General features: G+C 39.8%; 15 protein-coding genes. 6 read left to right on the top strand and 9 right to left on the bottom strand.

Features of this window, described 5'->3' with window-relative positions; translation table 11 throughout:
* Nucleotides 1-129 precede the first annotated feature (129 nt).
* Nucleotides 130-915 (bottom strand): SDR family oxidoreductase, encoded by a 786-nt coding sequence (locus LV92_RS14460; RefSeq protein ID WP_111624521.1) that lies wholly within the window; start codon nucleotides 913-915, stop codon nucleotides 130-132.
* Nucleotides 916-960: 45 nt separating this feature from the next.
* Nucleotides 961-1278 carry a cupin domain-containing protein gene (locus LV92_RS14455; RefSeq protein WP_111624344.1) on the bottom strand — a complete coding sequence of 106 codons (318 nt, stop codon included), beginning with the start codon at nucleotides 1276-1278 and terminating at the stop codon, nucleotides 961-963.
* A gap of 159 nt (nucleotides 1279-1437) precedes the next feature.
* Between LV92_RS14455 and LV92_RS14450 the strand changes: the two genes are divergently transcribed.
* Both LV92_RS14450 and murI read left to right on the top strand, forming a co-directional pair.
* Entirely contained in the window at nucleotides 1438-2799 is a 1362-nt protein-coding gene (locus tag LV92_RS14450; protein ID WP_111624343.1) for a UDP-N-acetylmuramate--L-alanine ligase, read from the top strand.
* A gap of 137 nt (nucleotides 2800-2936) precedes the next feature.
* The gene (gene murI, locus LV92_RS14445) at nucleotides 2937-3728 is read left to right on the top strand and encodes a glutamate racemase (RefSeq protein WP_111624342.1); all 792 of its coding nucleotides are present in this window, start codon (nucleotides 2937-2939) and stop codon (nucleotides 3726-3728) included.
* A 28-nt stretch (nucleotides 3729-3756) separates the two neighbouring features.
* Here the strand turns inward: murI and LV92_RS14440 are convergent, their stop codons facing one another.
* A complete protein-coding gene (locus tag LV92_RS14440; RefSeq protein ID WP_111624341.1) occupies nucleotides 3757-4254 on the bottom strand; it encodes a dihydrofolate reductase in 498 nt (165 codons plus the stop codon).
* Nucleotides 4251-4640 carry a 2TM domain-containing protein gene (locus tag LV92_RS14435; protein WP_111624340.1) on the bottom strand — a complete coding sequence of 130 codons (390 nt, stop codon included), beginning with the start codon at nucleotides 4638-4640 and terminating at the stop codon, nucleotides 4251-4253. Before LV92_RS14435 ends, LV92_RS14440 begins: the two co-directional genes overlap by 4 nt.
* Nucleotides 4641-4696: 56 nt before the next feature.
* On the opposite strand from LV92_RS14435, the gene LV92_RS14430 reads away from it, so the two are divergent.
* Together LV92_RS14430 and LV92_RS14425 are read left to right on the top strand one after the other, a co-directional pair.
* Nucleotides 4697-5779 (top strand): aminotransferase class V-fold PLP-dependent enzyme, encoded by a 1083-nt coding sequence (locus LV92_RS14430; protein WP_111624339.1) that lies wholly within the window; start codon nucleotides 4697-4699, stop codon nucleotides 5777-5779.
* Between the two features lie 154 nt (nucleotides 5780-5933).
* Entirely contained in the window at nucleotides 5934-6230 is a 297-nt protein-coding gene (locus LV92_RS14425; RefSeq protein WP_111624338.1) for an isoamylase early set domain-containing protein, read from the top strand.
* Nucleotides 6231-6427: 197 nt separating this feature from the next.
* Here the strand turns inward: LV92_RS14425 and LV92_RS14420 are convergent, their stop codons facing one another.
* From LV92_RS14420 to LV92_RS14400, 5 genes are all read right to left on the bottom strand, one after another.
* Nucleotides 6428-7252, bottom strand: a complete 825-nt coding sequence (locus LV92_RS14420) for a thymidylate synthase (protein ID WP_111624337.1) — start codon at nucleotides 7250-7252, stop codon at nucleotides 6428-6430.
* A gap of 195 nt (nucleotides 7253-7447) precedes the next feature.
* Nucleotides 7448-8908, bottom strand: a complete 1461-nt coding sequence (locus LV92_RS14415) for a NupC/NupG family nucleoside CNT transporter (protein WP_111624336.1) — start codon at nucleotides 8906-8908, stop codon at nucleotides 7448-7450.
* 24 nt (nucleotides 8909-8932) lie between these two features.
* Complete coding sequence (locus tag LV92_RS14410) at nucleotides 8933-9562, bottom strand: bifunctional nuclease family protein (RefSeq protein ID WP_103440764.1); 630 nt, start codon at nucleotides 9560-9562, stop codon at nucleotides 8933-8935.
* Nucleotides 9563-9652: 90 nt separating this feature from the next.
* On the bottom strand, nucleotides 9653-10621 hold the full coding sequence (locus LV92_RS14405; RefSeq protein WP_111624335.1) for an electron transfer flavoprotein subunit alpha/FixB family protein: 969 nt from the start codon (nucleotides 10619-10621) through the stop codon (nucleotides 9653-9655).
* A 127-nt stretch (nucleotides 10622-10748) separates the two neighbouring features.
* Nucleotides 10749-11495: an electron transfer flavoprotein subunit beta/FixA family protein gene (locus LV92_RS14400; RefSeq protein WP_111624334.1), complete on the bottom strand. Its 747-nt coding sequence runs from the start codon at nucleotides 11493-11495 to the stop codon at nucleotides 10749-10751.
* A 186-nt stretch (nucleotides 11496-11681) separates the two neighbouring features.
* On the opposite strand from LV92_RS14400, the gene LV92_RS14395 reads away from it, so the two are divergent.
* Together LV92_RS14395 and LV92_RS14390 are read left to right on the top strand one after the other, a co-directional pair.
* A complete protein-coding gene (locus tag LV92_RS14395; RefSeq protein WP_111624333.1) occupies nucleotides 11682-12662 on the top strand; it encodes a pyruvate dehydrogenase complex E1 component subunit beta in 981 nt (326 codons plus the stop codon).
* 169 nt (nucleotides 12663-12831) lie between these two features.
* On the top strand, nucleotides 12832-15327 hold the full coding sequence (locus LV92_RS14390) for a DUF5686 family protein (RefSeq protein ID WP_111624332.1): 2496 nt from the start codon (nucleotides 12832-12834) through the stop codon (nucleotides 15325-15327).
* Nucleotides 15328-15348: the final 21 nt, after the last annotated feature.

Raw genomic sequence — 15348 nt, 5'->3', positions numbered from 1 at the left:
TGAACATGCCATGAAGAGACTAGATGCAAAAAGAATACCAACGTTGCTTTATTAGAGCAGGGATTTTTTTAGCATCCTCTGAAGGCTTGGCACCTATGGGTTGTTCTTTATATTTCTTTTGCTGGCCATTTAAAGCGATTTTAGCAAACCACCATCAATGGGAATATTGGTCCCTGTTATAAAAGAGGCGTGCTCAGAGGCCAAAAACGTAACCAAATACCCATATTCCGTTGGGTCTCCAAATCGTCCCACAGGTACATGGGAGAGCATTTGATTCTCAACTTCAGAAAGAGGAATACCCAAGGATTTGGCCTTGGCGCCGTTCAGATTCTTTAGTCTTTCCGTGTTAAAATATCCGGTTAGGGTACAGTTTGCAGTAATGTTGTATTTGCCTACATCGGAAGCCAGGGTTTTGGACCAGGTAACAACAGCGGCGCGTATGCTATTGGAAAGGGTCAAATAGGGTAGGGGTTCCTTTACGGAAACTGAGGCAACATTGATGATACGACCGTATTTCTGGGATATCATTCCCTTAAGCGCCTGTTCTGTGGTAAATACCGCGGTCTTAAAAAGAAGGTCAAAAGCTACCTGATAATCATCGATCTTTTTCTCCAAGGCACCTCCTGCAGAGGGTCCCTGGGTATTGTTCACCAAAATATCTACCGTGTTCGTTTTAAAGAAGGTGGATATACTTTTCTTATAGGCATCAAAATTGGAATAATCCACCACCAAATACTGGTGTTGCTGTCCGTTATCCGTAGGTAAATCGGATATCAGGGTTTTTAACTGTTCCTCACTGCGGGCCATGACGGTAACGCTCGCACCACTGGCTGCCAATTGTTGGGCAATGGCCCTGCCGATCCCACGGCTACTGCCTCCGATCAATGCTTTTTTGTTCTTGAGTAATATCTTCATCTTGGTAATATGTTTTAACATTATCCTAGTGGGACAATAGTAGGTTTATCTATATTCTTCCCTTGTGGGACTAAAAACATCCATCAATTTACAGGGGGTAAGTGCCAATCCGCTATGTGGAACGTGGGGCGGAATTATTACCAGATCGCCCGGTTCATAGGTTTTGGTATTGCCGCCAAGGGTAAATTCAAATTTTCCCTCCAATACCTGCATTACCTGTTCATTCATGTGTGCATGTTCGGGAACTTTTGCTCCTGCTTCCACCTCCCAAAAAGCTAAACTCATATTTTGGGTATGAATAAGTTTGCCGTGGTAGCCAGGCATAATTTCCTTGGAGACAATTTCAGCAAGTTTTATTTTCATGGATTGTGTTCTTTGGTACTAAATTAAAAAATATTGAGGTTTAAGTTATTGTTTTAATACTATTTCCGGTATTTGTTCTTGGAATAACTGAAACCATTCAATAACTTTTTTGATAGCCTTGAACAATGTTTATCTTTACCCCCTTAAACCGATCTTTTCATGCACATTCATTTTATTGCCATCGGGGGCAGTGCTATGCACAATTTGGCTTTGGCATTACATCATAAAGGATATACTGTTTCAGGGAGTGATGACGTAATTTTTGAACCTTCCAAAACCAGGTTGGCAGCCAAAGGGCTATTGCCGGAACAATTTGGCTGGTTTCCAGAGAAATTGAACTCCAATTTGGATGCGATAATTTTGGGTATGCACGCCAAGGCCGACAATCCTGAGCTTCTAAAGGCCCAGGAATTGGGATTAAAGATATTTTCCTATCCCGAGTTCCTGTACGAGCAATCCAAGAATAAGACAAGAGTGGTCATAGGAGGAAGTCATGGCAAGACTACCATTACTTCCATGATATTGCATGTCTTAAATTATCATGACAGAGCTGTAGATTTTATGGTAGGTGCCCAATTGGAAGGGTTTGACCGTATGGTACATCTTACCGAGGAGAACGATTTTATAGTACTGGAGGGTGATGAATATTTGTCTTCCCCCATAGATAGGCGGCCGAAATTTCATCTTTATAAACCCAATATTGCCCTTTTGAGCGGAATAGCCTGGGATCACATTAATGTATTCCCTACCTATGACAATTATGTGGAGCAATTCCGGATTTTCGTGGATAGTATTGTAAAAGGAGGAAGTATTACTTACAATGAGGAAGACCCAGAGGTGGATGGGGTGGTAAAAGCCTCTGAAAATGCTATACGTAAGCTACCCTATAACACTCCTGAATATACGGTTGAAAATGGGCAGACTATATTGGAAACCCCAGAGGGCGCAATGCCTATCGAAGTTTTTGGAAGGCATAACCTTAGTAATCTTGCCGGGGCAAAATGGATATGTCAAAATATGGGAGTAGATGAAGACGACTTCTACGAGGCCATAGCATCCTTTAAAGGCGCTTCCAAAAGATTGGAAAAAATAGCTGAAGGTGATACATGTGTCGCCTTTAAGGATTTTGCGCATTCACCCAGTAAAGTAATGGCTACCACCAATGCTGTTAAAGAGCAGTATCCCACCAGAAAATTAATTGCATGTCTGGAACTGCACACCTATAGCAGTTTTAACCCAGAATTTTTAAAGGAGTATAAAGGTGCATTGGAGGCTGCAGATGTAGCGGCAGTTTTCTATTTGCCGGAATCAGTTAGGATTAAGAAGCTTGAGGAGGTTACCGAGGAACAAATATCCGAAGCCTTTGAACGTGACGATTTGCAGATTTTTACCGACTCCGAAGATTTCAAAAATTTTGTGTTTGGTCAGGAATATGATAATTACGTACTGCTTTTAATGAGCTCTGGGAATTATGGCGGATTGAATTTGGAGGAGGTAAAAGCGCTGATGGAGAAGTATTAGGCAGATGATCTTTTGGTTGTATTGAATCAAGGAAAATAAATAAACCATAGGGAAAGGGGTGTTTTATTTCCCAAAAAGAACTGCTCCAAAAAGCAATATTAATGTAACTTTATGGATGTATAATCTTTTTATTTTAAATGAATAAAGGTCCCATAGGTATTTTTGATTCCGGCATTGGAGGTACCTCAATATGGAGGGAGATCAACAAGGTGCTTCCCTATGAATCCACCATTTATCTCGCAGACAGTAAGAATGCCCCCTATGGAGAAAAATCAAAGGAACAGATACTTCAACTTAGTGTAAAAAACGTTGAACTACTTTTGCAAAAGGGATGTAAACTTATAGTGGTTGCCTGTAACACGGCTACCACCAACGCCATTAAGGAGCTTAGGGATAGTTACCATGTGCCAATGATCGGGATTGAACCGGCCATTAAGCCTGCCGCCTTAAATTCCAAAACCAAAACAGTAGGTGTTTTGGCTACCAAGGGAACTTTATCCAGTGCTCTATTCAATAATACTGCGGAAATACATGCCAACGGCATAAAGATCCTTGATCAAGTTGGTACTGGTCTGGTTGAGCAGATCGAAAAAGGGGAGATCAATACTTCCAAAACTAGGGAGTTATTACAAAAATATTTGGAACCCATGCTGAGTCAAGGTATGGATCAATTGGTTTTGGGCTGTACACATTATCCCTATTTAATTCCTTTGATAAAGGAAATTTTACCTGAAAATATTACGATTATCGATTCTGGTGAAGGAGTGGCCAGACATACCAAAAATGTATTGCAATTAAATAATTTATCGGCAGTAGCAGATGGTGAAAGTAGTTCGCACCAGTTTTTTACCAATGGGGACATTGACGTATTAAAATTCTTTTTAAGGGATGTTAGTGTACCTTATAAGGCACAATTTCTGAATTTTTAGCTTTTAACTTTTTGCGGTCTCTTACTCCTTATTGGTTTTTTGTGTAGGTTAAATACGTAAAATCATATTTATGGCGCTTATCCTTGGGGTGGTATTCCTCTTTTGTCAATTGCCATTTATCATTGTCGAATTCTGGAAAAAAGGTATCCCCTTCAAAGGTTCCGTGCACCCTGGTCAATTCTATTTGGTTGGCAAATTCCAATCCCAGTTTGTATATTTCACCCCCGCCTATAATAAAGGATAAGGGGTCCCCTTTTACAAGATTCAATGCCTCTTCCAAGGAATGTACTACTATACAATCTTCATGTTTTACCTTATAGTTTTTATCTCGGGTTATTATGATATGGGTTCTGTTGGGCAAAGGTTTGGGGAAGCTTTCAAAGGTTTTGCGCCCCATGATTATTTTATGCCCGGAGGTAAGGCTTTTGAAGCGTTTAAAATCATCGGGTAGATGCCATAGCAGGTCATTGTCTTTTCCTAAGGCGTTATTCTCCGCAGCCGCGGCTATAATGGATAGAATGTTCACTCTTCTTTTTTTTTATTGATGTTGGACAATGGAAATTCCGTTTCAATCTCCTTCTGCAATTCGGATATTTTTTGTTTCTGTTTCAGGACCAATTTTTCTCTTTGCGCCCTTTCCCAATTAAGACCCATAAATGTGGTGGTGACAAATACGTTGAAGACATGAATTGCGAACAAAAAGGCCCAGAAGGTAATGGCCCAGACAAACCAGTTGTATTCCACACCATACTTTAATATTTTATTGATGATGATCATAAATACGCTGCCGATCAAAAACACAACAAAATGATTATAAAGTCGCTTCTTTTGCTTTATTCTCGTTTGGGCATGTTCTAAAAGTTCATGCTGTTCAATTTCTATGAGTGATTTTTTTTTATTCTTGGAGAACATCCTAATTCCTATCTTTAGACAAAGATACCATAAATACAAATTTTACCTCTTTGGATATGCAAAAGATTATCAAGCAATTCCCAGTTTTAAGTCAATATATTTATGCAAATACCGCCACTTCCGGCCTTCTTTATGACGGTCTTCTGGATTGGCGGCAAGAACATGACCTTGATTTTCTTATTGGAGGAAGCACAATGAAGATGAAAGGTCACCAGCTTATCTCGGAAACTAGAAATTCTGTTAGAAAATTCTTTGGCTGCAAAACCGATAATGTGGCCTTGGTGCCCAATTTTTCCATTGGACTTAATTTATTGTTGGAAGGCATGCCAGCTAAAAGGAACGTTTTACTGTTGGAAGGGGATTACCCTTCCCTGAACTGGCCATTTGAAAGTAGGGGGCATGCCACCTATTATCTAAAAGTAACGGATTCTTTGGAGGAAAATATTTACGATAGGATAAAATTTGATAACATAAATGTCCTTGCTCTTAGTTTGGTGCAGTGGTTAAATGGAATCAAGGTGGATTTGGAGTTCTTGAAAAATTTGAAAAAAGATTTCCCCGATCTGTTGATCATTGCTGACGGCACACAATTTTTGGGCACGGAGATTTTTAATTTTGAGGATTCTGGTATAGATGTACTGGGTGCCAGTTCCTATAAATGGTTACTTGGTGGTTATGGCAACGGTTTTATGCTGTTTGCGGATGAAACACCGGCCAAGTTCAAGTGCAGGTCTACCGGTTTTAATGCCGCCGATGGGGACATGGAAGGTAGGGAGAAAGTTTCCTTCACAAAACAATTTGAACCAGGACATTTGGATACCTTCAATTTCGGGAGTCTAAACTATTCGTTGGGGTTTCTGTCCGATATTGGCATGGACACAATTTCAGAGCAGATCAAAAAGCTCTCCCTAAAGGCAAAGGGCGAACTGGAGAATTTGGGTTTGTTGGAAGAGTCCGTGGTCAAAAGAAAAGCACATAGTTCAATATTCAATATCCAGGGGGATAAGGATTTGTATGCCAAGTTTATGGAGCAGGATGTGGTATGTGCACAACGTGGAAATGGCATTCGATTAAGTTTTCATTTCTACAATACGGAAAATGAGATAGATAAGATTATTGGAATCTTAAAAAGTAGTTAAGCAATGTTAATTACTTAGGATTTTTATCTATTAAAATTATCAAAGAAGGTCAATTGTTAAACTTATTTTAAGAAAATGATAAAAATGATATTGGTCATTGGTAATGAGGCGTTTAATGATGTAATTTTGCGCTTTAATCTAAAATATAGAGGTTATGGGAATTACAAAACAATATTTAAAGAGTAAGCCAATATGCAAGGTGACTTTTTCTGTGCCTGCTGAGGATGCTAAGAAGGTGGCTGTAGTTGGAGATTTTAATAATTGGAGCCCTAAAGGTAGCGCATTGAAAAAATTGAAAAACGGAACCTTCAAGGGGACTTTCGATTTGCCAAAGGAAAGTACATACGAGTTTAAATATATAGTAGACGGCAATTACGTAAACGAAGCTGAGGCTGATCGTTTTCAGTGGAACGAATTTGCCGGAACTGAGAATTCAGTATTGGAACTTTAACTAATCAACATCCGATACCATTGGAGCCATACTTTCAATGGTGTCGGATTCATTTGGGTATTTTATCCTCCTTTAAAACAAAATACCAAAAGTAAAGGTGGATTTATAGCCATGTTTCAGGTCTATTTATTGCCGTCGTTTTCAGGGCAATTATATTCTGAAATGCTTGCTTCCTCTTTCAGGTTTGGCGCACTTTGCTAAACTGCTACAATCCCCTTTATATGTGGGTGCGGATCATAGTCCAGTAAACTAAAATCTTCGAAAGTAAAGTCGAATATATCTTTTACCTCTGGATTTAAAACCATTTTTGGCAGGGGCCTTGGTTGTCTACTTAATTGCAATTCTACTTGTTCAAAATGGTTGTTGTAGATATGTGCGTCCCCAAAGGTGTGAATAAATTCGCCCGGTTGCAAGCCGCAAACCTGTGCCATCATAAGGGTAAATAGGGCATAGGATGCTATATTGAACGGAACCCCTAGAAATATATCGGCACTTCTTTGATATAATTGACAGGACAACTTACCATCGGCAACATAGAACTGAAAAAAGGCATGGCAAGGAGGCAACGCTGCTTTTCCATTGGCTACATTTTCCGAAAATGACAATGAGGTGTCTGGCAGTACACTGGGGTTCCAAGCAGAAACCAGCATGCGGCGACTGTTGGGATTAGTTTTGAGAGCGTCTACAATTTCATTTATCTGGTCGATCTCATCACCGTTCCAATTGCGCCACTGATATCCATAAACAGGACCTAGATCCCCATTCTCATCGGCCCATTCGTTCCAAATGCGCACCCCATTTTCCTGCAAATAGCCAATATTGGTATCACCCTTTAAAAACCAGAGCAATTCATGGACAATGGATTTTAAATGGAGTTTTTTCGTAGTCACCATTGGGAAGCCCTCCGCTAGGTCAAAACGCATTTGATAACCAAAAACACTTTTGGTACCTGTACCGGTCCTGTCGCCCTTCTGGGTTCCATTTTCCAATACATGTTTTAGTAAATCGTGGTACTGTTTCATAAGCTTTAGCCGGTAAGCTCTCCAAAATGTGGTGAACCTATTTTAGAATTATATCCAAGAAAAATTGTGTAGCGAAATTAGGCAAAACTACCTTCGGTAGGATTGGCAATCGTTTTAAGTTATTAAATTTTATTAACGGGGATCAAAGGAGAATGCTTCTGGTAGGAGCAATTTTTTTGAAATATATAGGAGTGGTTATCCTAAAATCATGCCAGCAATAGTAGCTGAAAGTAAAGAGGCGATAGATCCGCCCAAAACGGCCTTCATTCCAAATTCCGATAATGTTTTTCTTTGTCCTGGTGCCAGGGAACCTATGCCCCCGATCTGAATGCCGATAGAAGCAAAATTAGCAAAACCGCATAACATATAAGTGGCCATTATCACAGATTTGTTATAAGTAAAATGGGTGCTGCTTGCAATATTTTTTAGTTCGGCCAATTGTATGTATCCTATAAATTCACTGGCGGCCAATTTAATGCCCAAAAGCTGCCCCATGAGCATTATATCTACAGAATCCACTCCTATTAGCCACATGAGGGGTGCAAAAATAGTTCCTAGAATTGCTTCCAGGGAAAAATTCTCGTAAGGTGAATTCAGTGCAATCCATGAATTTAGATTCGTAATATCGCCTGTCCAATTTAAAATGCCATTTATCATGGCAATAAAGGCCACAAATACTAGTAGCATGGCGCCAACGTTTACGGCCAATTTTAAGCCTTCGGTAGTTCCATTGGAAATGGAATCCAGAATATTGGAACCAATTTTTTCGTTGGAAACATGTACATCGGTATTGATTGCTTCGGTTTGCGGGTATAAAATTTTGGAGATAACAATGGCTCCCGGAGCTGCCATTACTGATGCTGCCAAGAGGTGTTTTGCGAACTGCAACCTGAGGATTGGGTCGTCTCCACCCAAAAAACCAATATAGGCCGCTAAAACGGCCCCGGCAACGGTTGCCATGCCTCCGATCATCACCAAAAGCATTTCCGATCGGGTCATTTTTTCCAAATAGGCCTTTATTAACAAAGGGGCTTCAGTTTGGCCTAAAAAGATATTCCCGGTTACGCTTAAACTTTCAGCGCCCGAAATCCCCAATGATTTGGTCAGTAACCAAGCTAATGCTTGGACTACTTTTTGGATGATGCCTAAATAGAACAAGACAGATGTCAATGCCGAAAAGAAGATAATGGTAGGCAGCACCTGAAATGCAAAAATAAAGCCGAAGGTATCCATGTCCACTACCAGACCTTCAAACAGGAACTTGCTTCCAGCCCTTGTGAAATCCAGAATACTGACAAAAATTTTCCCTCCAATTTCAAAGATCTTGGAAACAAAGCTGAGGTCGAATCTATATCCAAAGGCATTAAATCCTATTTTTTCACCAATTAGAATGCAAATGGCCAAAAGCAGTTGGATAATGAGTCCGATCCCCGCGGTTTTCCAATTAATGGCTTTTTTGTTATTGCTAAAGAGATAGGCAATAATAATCAACGATACCATTCCAAGAATTCCTCTCCATAGACTTTGAAATGATGCCCCTTGATTGGCGATGATCTCTGTAGAATTCTCCGGTAAGTTCGGGTTGCTTATTTCTTGGGCCAGGGATGGAAACGCTATAAAGCAGAAAATAAATAAAACCCAAAGCTTATTTCTCATCCAGTAATCTTATTTATTCCTAAACTATTTGCGTTTGGAGATTTCGTCCCTCAGTTTTGCTGCCTTTTCATAGTCTTCGCTGGCAACGGCCTTGTCCAACTCGGCATACAACTCCTCTATACTGAGTTCTTTGTAACCTTCGGAAGCACCTGGATTTATTTCTACTGTTTCCCCTTCCTGAAGAATTTCATCGACCATAATACTATCGTCAGAATCTTCCTTGTCCTTCTCTTTTGAAGAAAATTTAAGGAATATACCCGCTTTGTCCAAAATGGTCTTGTAGGTGAAAATAGGGGCATTGAACCTTAGGGCCAGGGCAATGGCATCACTGGTCCTGGCATCTATGATTTCCTCTATTTTATCGCGTTCGCAAATAATACTGGAATAAAAAACCCCATCAACCAATTTGTGGATGATTACTTGTTTGATTACGATATCGAAGCGATCGGCAAAATTTTTAAAAAGATCATGGGTCAGGGGTCTTGGAGGTTTAATTTCCTTCTCCAGGGCAATAGCTATGGACTGGGCTTCAAACGCTCCTATAACTATAGGTAGTTTGCGGTCACCATCAACTTCATTCAATATAAGGGCATATGCGCCATTTTGCGTTTGGCTATAGGAAATTCCCTTTATTTTTAATCTAACTAAACTCATAGAAATTTATCAACTAAAAAAGGCTGTTCAAAATACAGGACAGGCCAAGTATGTTTGAGCAGCCCTTTAAGGGGCACAATTTAACAAAAATTAAGCGTTTTGCGCCTTAAATTCCTTTAATTTTTCTATTAGCTTGGGGACCACTTCAAAAGCATCGCCAACTATGCCATAGTCGGCAGCTTTGAAAAACGGGGCTTCCGGGTCTGTATTGATCACTACTTTTACCTTGGAGGAGCTAACTCCTGCCAAATGTTGAATTGCCCCGGAGATGCCTATGGCTATGTATAGATTACTGGCTACAGGTTTTCCGGTTTGTCCAACGTGCTCTCCATGAGGTCTCCAGCCAAGATCGGAGACAGGTTTGGAGCAAGCTGTTGCCGCTCCCAGTACTTCTGCCAATTCTTCTATCATTCCCCAGTTTTCAGGTCCTTTTAGTCCACGTCCTCCAGATACTACAATATCGGCATCGGCAATGGTGGCTTTCCCAACTACCTTATCTATTTCTATAGATTTGGTGGTAAAGGAATCGTCCTTAAGGCTGGGTTCAAAACTCTCAACAGTGGTAGCAGTTTTGTTTTCCGCATTCCCGAAAGCATTATTGGAAACGCCAACAATTTTAATTTCAGAACTAATTTCGGTTATGGCAAAACCCTTATTGCTAAAGACAGTTCTTTTTACCTTGAACGGGCTGGTACTTTCAGGCGCCGATACTACATTGGGAACATAGCCGGCCTCTAATTGTGCCGTTAAAATTGGTGCTAAGAATTTAGTGTCCGCACTGGAACTAAGAATAATGACCTTGGCGGCTTCCTTTTCTGCAGCCTGGCCAATTACGTTGGCAAAAGCTTTTGCGTTAAAGGTTTTTAGCTGGTCATTGGAAACATTCAACACTTTGGAAATTCCAAAGTCGCCCAGTTCTTCAGCCTTACTGGCATTGATGGAAATGGCCGTGGCCGTAGTTCCCAATTGCTTTGCTACCTCATATGCATAGGAGGCAACCTCGTGGGCATTCTTTTTAAATTTCCCGTTTTCGGATTCTGTATATACTAAAACTGACATAGAGTTAATGTTTTTTAATTAGTGCCATGTTCCAAAAATATATGGTAATTGGCGCTATAAATTATTTTCTTTTAGATTGATAAAAACATTGCTTATATAGGTTGATTTTCTAAGGCAAGAAGCTTTTTTAGATAACCTTCGCCTCATTGTGCAATAAATTGATCAATTCGTCAATATTATCGGCATCCACCAATGTAACCTTGCCTTTTGGCGCTGGTTTTTCAAACTTAACATCGGCTGTTACGCTATTGGATGAAGTGGGTTCAACTACATTTAATTTCTTCTGGCGCGCCATCATAATTCCCCTCATGTTCGGAATTCTTAGGTCGCTTTCCGCCACAAGTCCTTTTTGTCCCCCGATTACCAATGGCAATGTGGTGGCTAATTTTTCCTTTCCACCATCTATCTCTCTTGTAGCGGTAGCATTGTTGCCATCAATTTCCAAACTTATACAGGTGTTAACGAAGTTCATGCCCAATAAAGTTGCTAAAATACCAGGGACCATGCCACCGTTGTAATCAATGGATTCCCGCCCGGCGATTACTAGGTCATATTCTCCGTTTTTAACAATTTCAGCTAACTGCTCGGCCACAAAAAAGCCATCTGTGGGAACTGCGTTTACACGTATTGCTTCATCCGCACCAATGGCGAGCGCTTTTCTAATGGTCGGTTCGGTGCTGGCCTCGCCAACAGTCGCTACATGTACAGTGGCGCCTTGTTTTTCTTTGAACCACATGGCACGTGTCAGGCCAAATTCATCATTGGGGTTAATTACAAATTGAACCCCATTGGTGTCAAATTTGGTGTCACCGTCCGTGAAGTTTATTTTTGAAGTAGTGTCCGGGACATTACTTAGACATACTAAAATTTTCATATATTAATTTTTTGTTGACCGTTAATTAAGAAATGGTGGCTAAGATACTCAATAATTTTTTAAAATACTATGCATGCATAGTATTATTTTGAGGTATTTTTAATTATTAACTTCTTAGTTTTGATATATTATTTCCTACTTTTGCTAGCGCTTTAAGTATTTTAACATAAAGATTCCATTTTAAAGATGAAAACACTACAGTTTAGGGAAGCTATACAGCAGGCAATGTCCGAGGAGATGAGGAGGGACGAGACCATTTATTTAATGGGTGAAGAGGTTGCTGAATACAATGGGGCCTATAAGGCTTCCAAAGGAATGTTGGATGAATTTGGCCCGGAAAGGGTAATAGATACCCCTATATCCGAGCTTGGTTTTTCCGGTATTGGTGTGGGTTCGGCTATGATTGGCAATAGGCCTATTATAGAGTTTATGACTTTTAATTTTGCTTTGGTAGGGATTGACCAAATCATCAATAACGCGGCTAAGATCAGGCAAATGTCCGGAGGTCAGTTTAATTGTCCTATTGTTTTCCGTGGTCCAACTGCCTCTGCAGGTCAATTGGCAGCTACCCATTCGCAAGCTTTTGAAAGTTGGTATGCCAACTGTCCCGGGTTAAAAGTGGTGGTTCCTTCCAATCCAAAAGATGCCAAGGGACTTTTAAAATCGGCCATACGGGATAATGATCCGGTTATATTTATGGAGTCGGAGCAAATGTACGGCGATAAAGGCGAAGTGCCTGAAGGAGATTTTACTATCCCATTGGGTGTTGCTGATATAAGGAGGGAAGGTACGGATGTCACCATTGTTTCTTTTGGTAAAATAATTAAGGAAGCGGATAAAGCAGCCGACGAATTGGCCAAGGAAAATATTAGTGTAGAAATTATTGATTTACGTACGGTTAAGCCATTGGATTACGAGGCGGTTTTAAAATCGGTAAAGAAAACCAATAGATTGGTTATTTTGGAAGAAGCTTGGCCTTTTGGCAATGTGGCCACTGAGATTACCTATCATGTTCAGTCCAATGCATTCGATTATTTGGATGCTCCGATTGTAAAGATCAATACGGCCGATACCCCGGCACCATATTCCCCAGTGCTTTTGGCAGAATGGTTGCCTAACTATGAGGATGTTGTAAAGGCGGTAAAGAAAGTATTGTACAAATTATAATACAAATCTTTAAATGATGTTATGGCTTCGTTGACTTTGGGTTGACGGAGCTTTTATATTATAAATCTAATTAAAAGGGTAAGTATGGACTATTGGTTACGTCTATACGCTCGGTTCCTTGCTATAATGGAGAGGTGCTTTTTTATTAGTAGTCTTTTTAAATAAAAAAATGACAAGAATCCTTTTAATCTTATTTTTATTTATCGTTCAATACTCTGTTTCCCAGACCAAGGTTGGGGGTATTCTAGTGGATGAGTCGGGTGAACCCGTTTCATTTGCCAATGTTCTGTTCAAGGATTCTTCAGAAGGTACCATAACCAATGACAATGGTAGGTTTTATATGGAATCCGAGAATACCTATTCTACTTTATTGGTATCTTTTATTGGATACGAAACCAAGGAAATAACTCTTACCGCTAAGGTTAGCTATAACATGAATGTTGTACTCATTGAGTCCAGCGAACAGTTGGATGAGGTAGTGGTTTATTTTGGCAAAACTGATAAAAAAAATAATCCCGCGATAGATATACTCAAAAAAATATGGGCCAAAAAACGTAAGAACGGGGTTCATATGTTTAAACAATATCAGTATGACAAGTATGAGAAAGTAGAGTTCGATCTAAATACTATAGATAGTGCCCTTATGAAGAGTAGGGTTTTTAGGGGGTTGGAATTTGTTTTCAACGATTTGGATACTTCACGGATAACAGGGAAGACCTATTTGCCCATTTTTTTGAACGAAACCTTTTCCAAGGTTTATGGGAATAATGAGACGGCCGTAGTAAAGGAAGATGTTTTGGGGAGCAAGAATTCTGGCTTCAGCAATAATCAGGCTATAATTGCCTTTATTGCCGATCTTTATTCCGATTACGATATTTACAATAACTATTTAAAATTTTTCGATAAGAGTTTTACCAGTCCATTGTCCAAGACAGGTGTGGATACCTATAATTACGTCTTGGCAGATAGTGCCTTTATAGATAATAAATGGTGTTATAATATTATTTATTATCCGAGACGAAAGAATGAACTTACGTTTAAAGGGGATTTTTGGGTGAACGATTCTACCTATGCGGTGAAGAATATAAATTTAGCCGTCACCAAAAGTGCCAATATCAACTGGGTAAAGGAAATTTATATTGAACAGGAGTTCGATGTAGTCAACGATTCGGTTTTTCTTCTGACCCGGGATTATATGTTATCCGATTTCAGCTTTAATAAAAAGGAAAATTCAAGGGGGGTATATGGCAAGAGGACTACGGTCTACGGGGATTATAAATTTGATCAGCCCAAACCCAATGAATTTTATAAGGCCAAAACCGACCCATTTGATCCTATGGTCTTGAATAAGGAAGATGACTTTTGGGAAGCTAATAGGTTGGAGTCGTTAAATGCTGATGAAAAAGGGATTTATAAATTATTGGATACCTTAAAGACAGTTCCCAAATTTAAAAGCTACTATAACATTGTGAGTATCCTGGGATCCGGATATGTGGAAATTGATAAATGGAATTTGGACTTAGGAGATGTGTACAGTATTTTTGGTTATAATCAAGCTGAGGGGGTTCGACTAAGGGCAGGGGCCCGGACATATTTTGGGCAAAATGATCCATGGCGACTGCAGGCCTATCTGGCGTATGGGTTTGGAGACGATAAGTTTAAATACGGGATTTCAGGAAAATGGCTGGTGGACAAGAAATCGAGGTTTATAATTTCAGGTGGTAAAAGAAGGGATATAGAACAATTGGGGATTAGCCTTACGGCCACCACGGATGTCCTTGGAAGAAGTATAGCCTCTTCTTCAGTGTTTACCGTTGGTTCCAATGACCGACTTACCAATATTGATCTTAGCACTTTTAATCTGGAGCTGGAACCTGTAACCAATTTTAGGATAGGAATAGGTGGGTCTTATAGGTCGCTTAGTTCTGCCCTGCCCAATGCCTTTAGCCTGGATTACATAGATCCTACCGTGCCTTCAGGCATATCTTCGGAAATTAATCAATTTGATCTTACTACTATTCTTATATATACTCCGGGAAAGAAAACTATTGGAAACGGAGTGGAAAGGCGCGATGTCAACGATAACTACAGCACCTTGTTTTTGTCCTATACCAATGGAGTTAAAAACTTCTTGGATAGTGATTTCGATTATAAAAAAGTTCAGTTCAGTTATACACAGCCTTGGCAGGTGGGTGGTCTTGGCAGGTTACTAAGTACTGTTGAGACAGGGAAGACTTTTGGAGAGGTTCCATTGGGATTGCTTAACGCCATTCCTGGAAATCAAACATTTTTCTCTGTTTACAATACTTTCTCTAATCTCGATTTTTATGAATTTGTTACCGATACTTATGTTTCGGCACATTTGGAACATAATTTTAATGGAAGGTTTTTTTCCAGGATTCCGTTTATGAGAAAATGGAACCTAAGGGAAATAATAGGACTAAGAGGAGTATGGGGAGAACTTTCGGATGAAAACAGAGCCTTGAGTGCTCCGGCAAATATTCCTTTAATAGCTCCAAATGATAAGATATATTGGGAGTATTCGGTAGGAGTAGGGAATATTTTAAAGATTTTAAGGATAGATTTTAACTTTAGGGGAAATTATTTGGAAAACCCTGGGGCAAGGTCTTTTGGGGTAACTGGGTCTTTCGGATTTCACTTCTGATATACTTTTTTGACCGCTAAC

Source organism: Arenibacter echinorum (assembly GCF_003259375.1).
Lineage (GTDB): Bacteria > Bacteroidota > Bacteroidia > Flavobacteriales > Flavobacteriaceae > Arenibacter > Arenibacter echinorum.
The sequence above is the reverse complement of the archived record's forward strand: the minus strand, read 5'-3'. Positions and strand labels throughout refer to the sequence as shown.

Coding starts and splice junctions, on each gene's coding strand:
- LV92_RS14460 (WP_111624521.1), bottom strand. CDS start 915: ATGAAGATATTACTCAAGAACAAAAAAGCATTGATCGGAGGCAGTAGC.
- LV92_RS14455 (WP_111624344.1), bottom strand. CDS start 1,278: ATGAAAATAAAACTTGCTGAAATTGTCTCCAAGGAAATTATGCCTGGC.
- LV92_RS14450 (WP_111624343.1), top strand. CDS start 1,438: ATGCACATTCATTTTATTGCCATCGGGGGCAGTGCTATGCACAATTTG.
- murI (WP_111624342.1), top strand. CDS start 2,937: ATGAATAAAGGTCCCATAGGTATTTTTGATTCCGGCATTGGAGGTACC.
- LV92_RS14435 (WP_111624340.1), bottom strand. CDS start 4,640: ATGTTCTCCAAGAATAAAAAAAAATCACTCATAGAAATTGAACAGCAT.
- LV92_RS14430 (WP_111624339.1), top strand. CDS start 4,697: ATGCAAAAGATTATCAAGCAATTCCCAGTTTTAAGTCAATATATTTAT.
- LV92_RS14425 (WP_111624338.1), top strand. CDS start 5,934: ATGGGAATTACAAAACAATATTTAAAGAGTAAGCCAATATGCAAGGTG.
- LV92_RS14420 (WP_111624337.1), bottom strand. CDS start 7,252: ATGAAACAGTACCACGATTTACTAAAACATGTATTGGAAAATGGAACC.
- LV92_RS14415 (WP_111624336.1), bottom strand. CDS start 8,908: ATGAGAAATAAGCTTTGGGTTTTATTTATTTTCTGCTTTATAGCGTTT.
- LV92_RS14410 (WP_103440764.1), bottom strand. CDS start 9,562: ATGAGTTTAGTTAGATTAAAAATAAAGGGAATTTCCTATAGCCAAACG.
- LV92_RS14405 (WP_111624335.1), bottom strand. CDS start 10,621: ATGTCAGTTTTAGTATATACAGAATCCGAAAACGGGAAATTTAAAAAG.
- LV92_RS14400 (WP_111624334.1), bottom strand. CDS start 11,495: ATGAAAATTTTAGTATGTCTAAGTAATGTCCCGGACACTACTTCAAAA.
- LV92_RS14395 (WP_111624333.1), top strand. CDS start 11,682: ATGAAAACACTACAGTTTAGGGAAGCTATACAGCAGGCAATGTCCGAG.
- LV92_RS14390 (WP_111624332.1), top strand. CDS start 12,832: ATGACAAGAATCCTTTTAATCTTATTTTTATTTATCGTTCAATACTCT.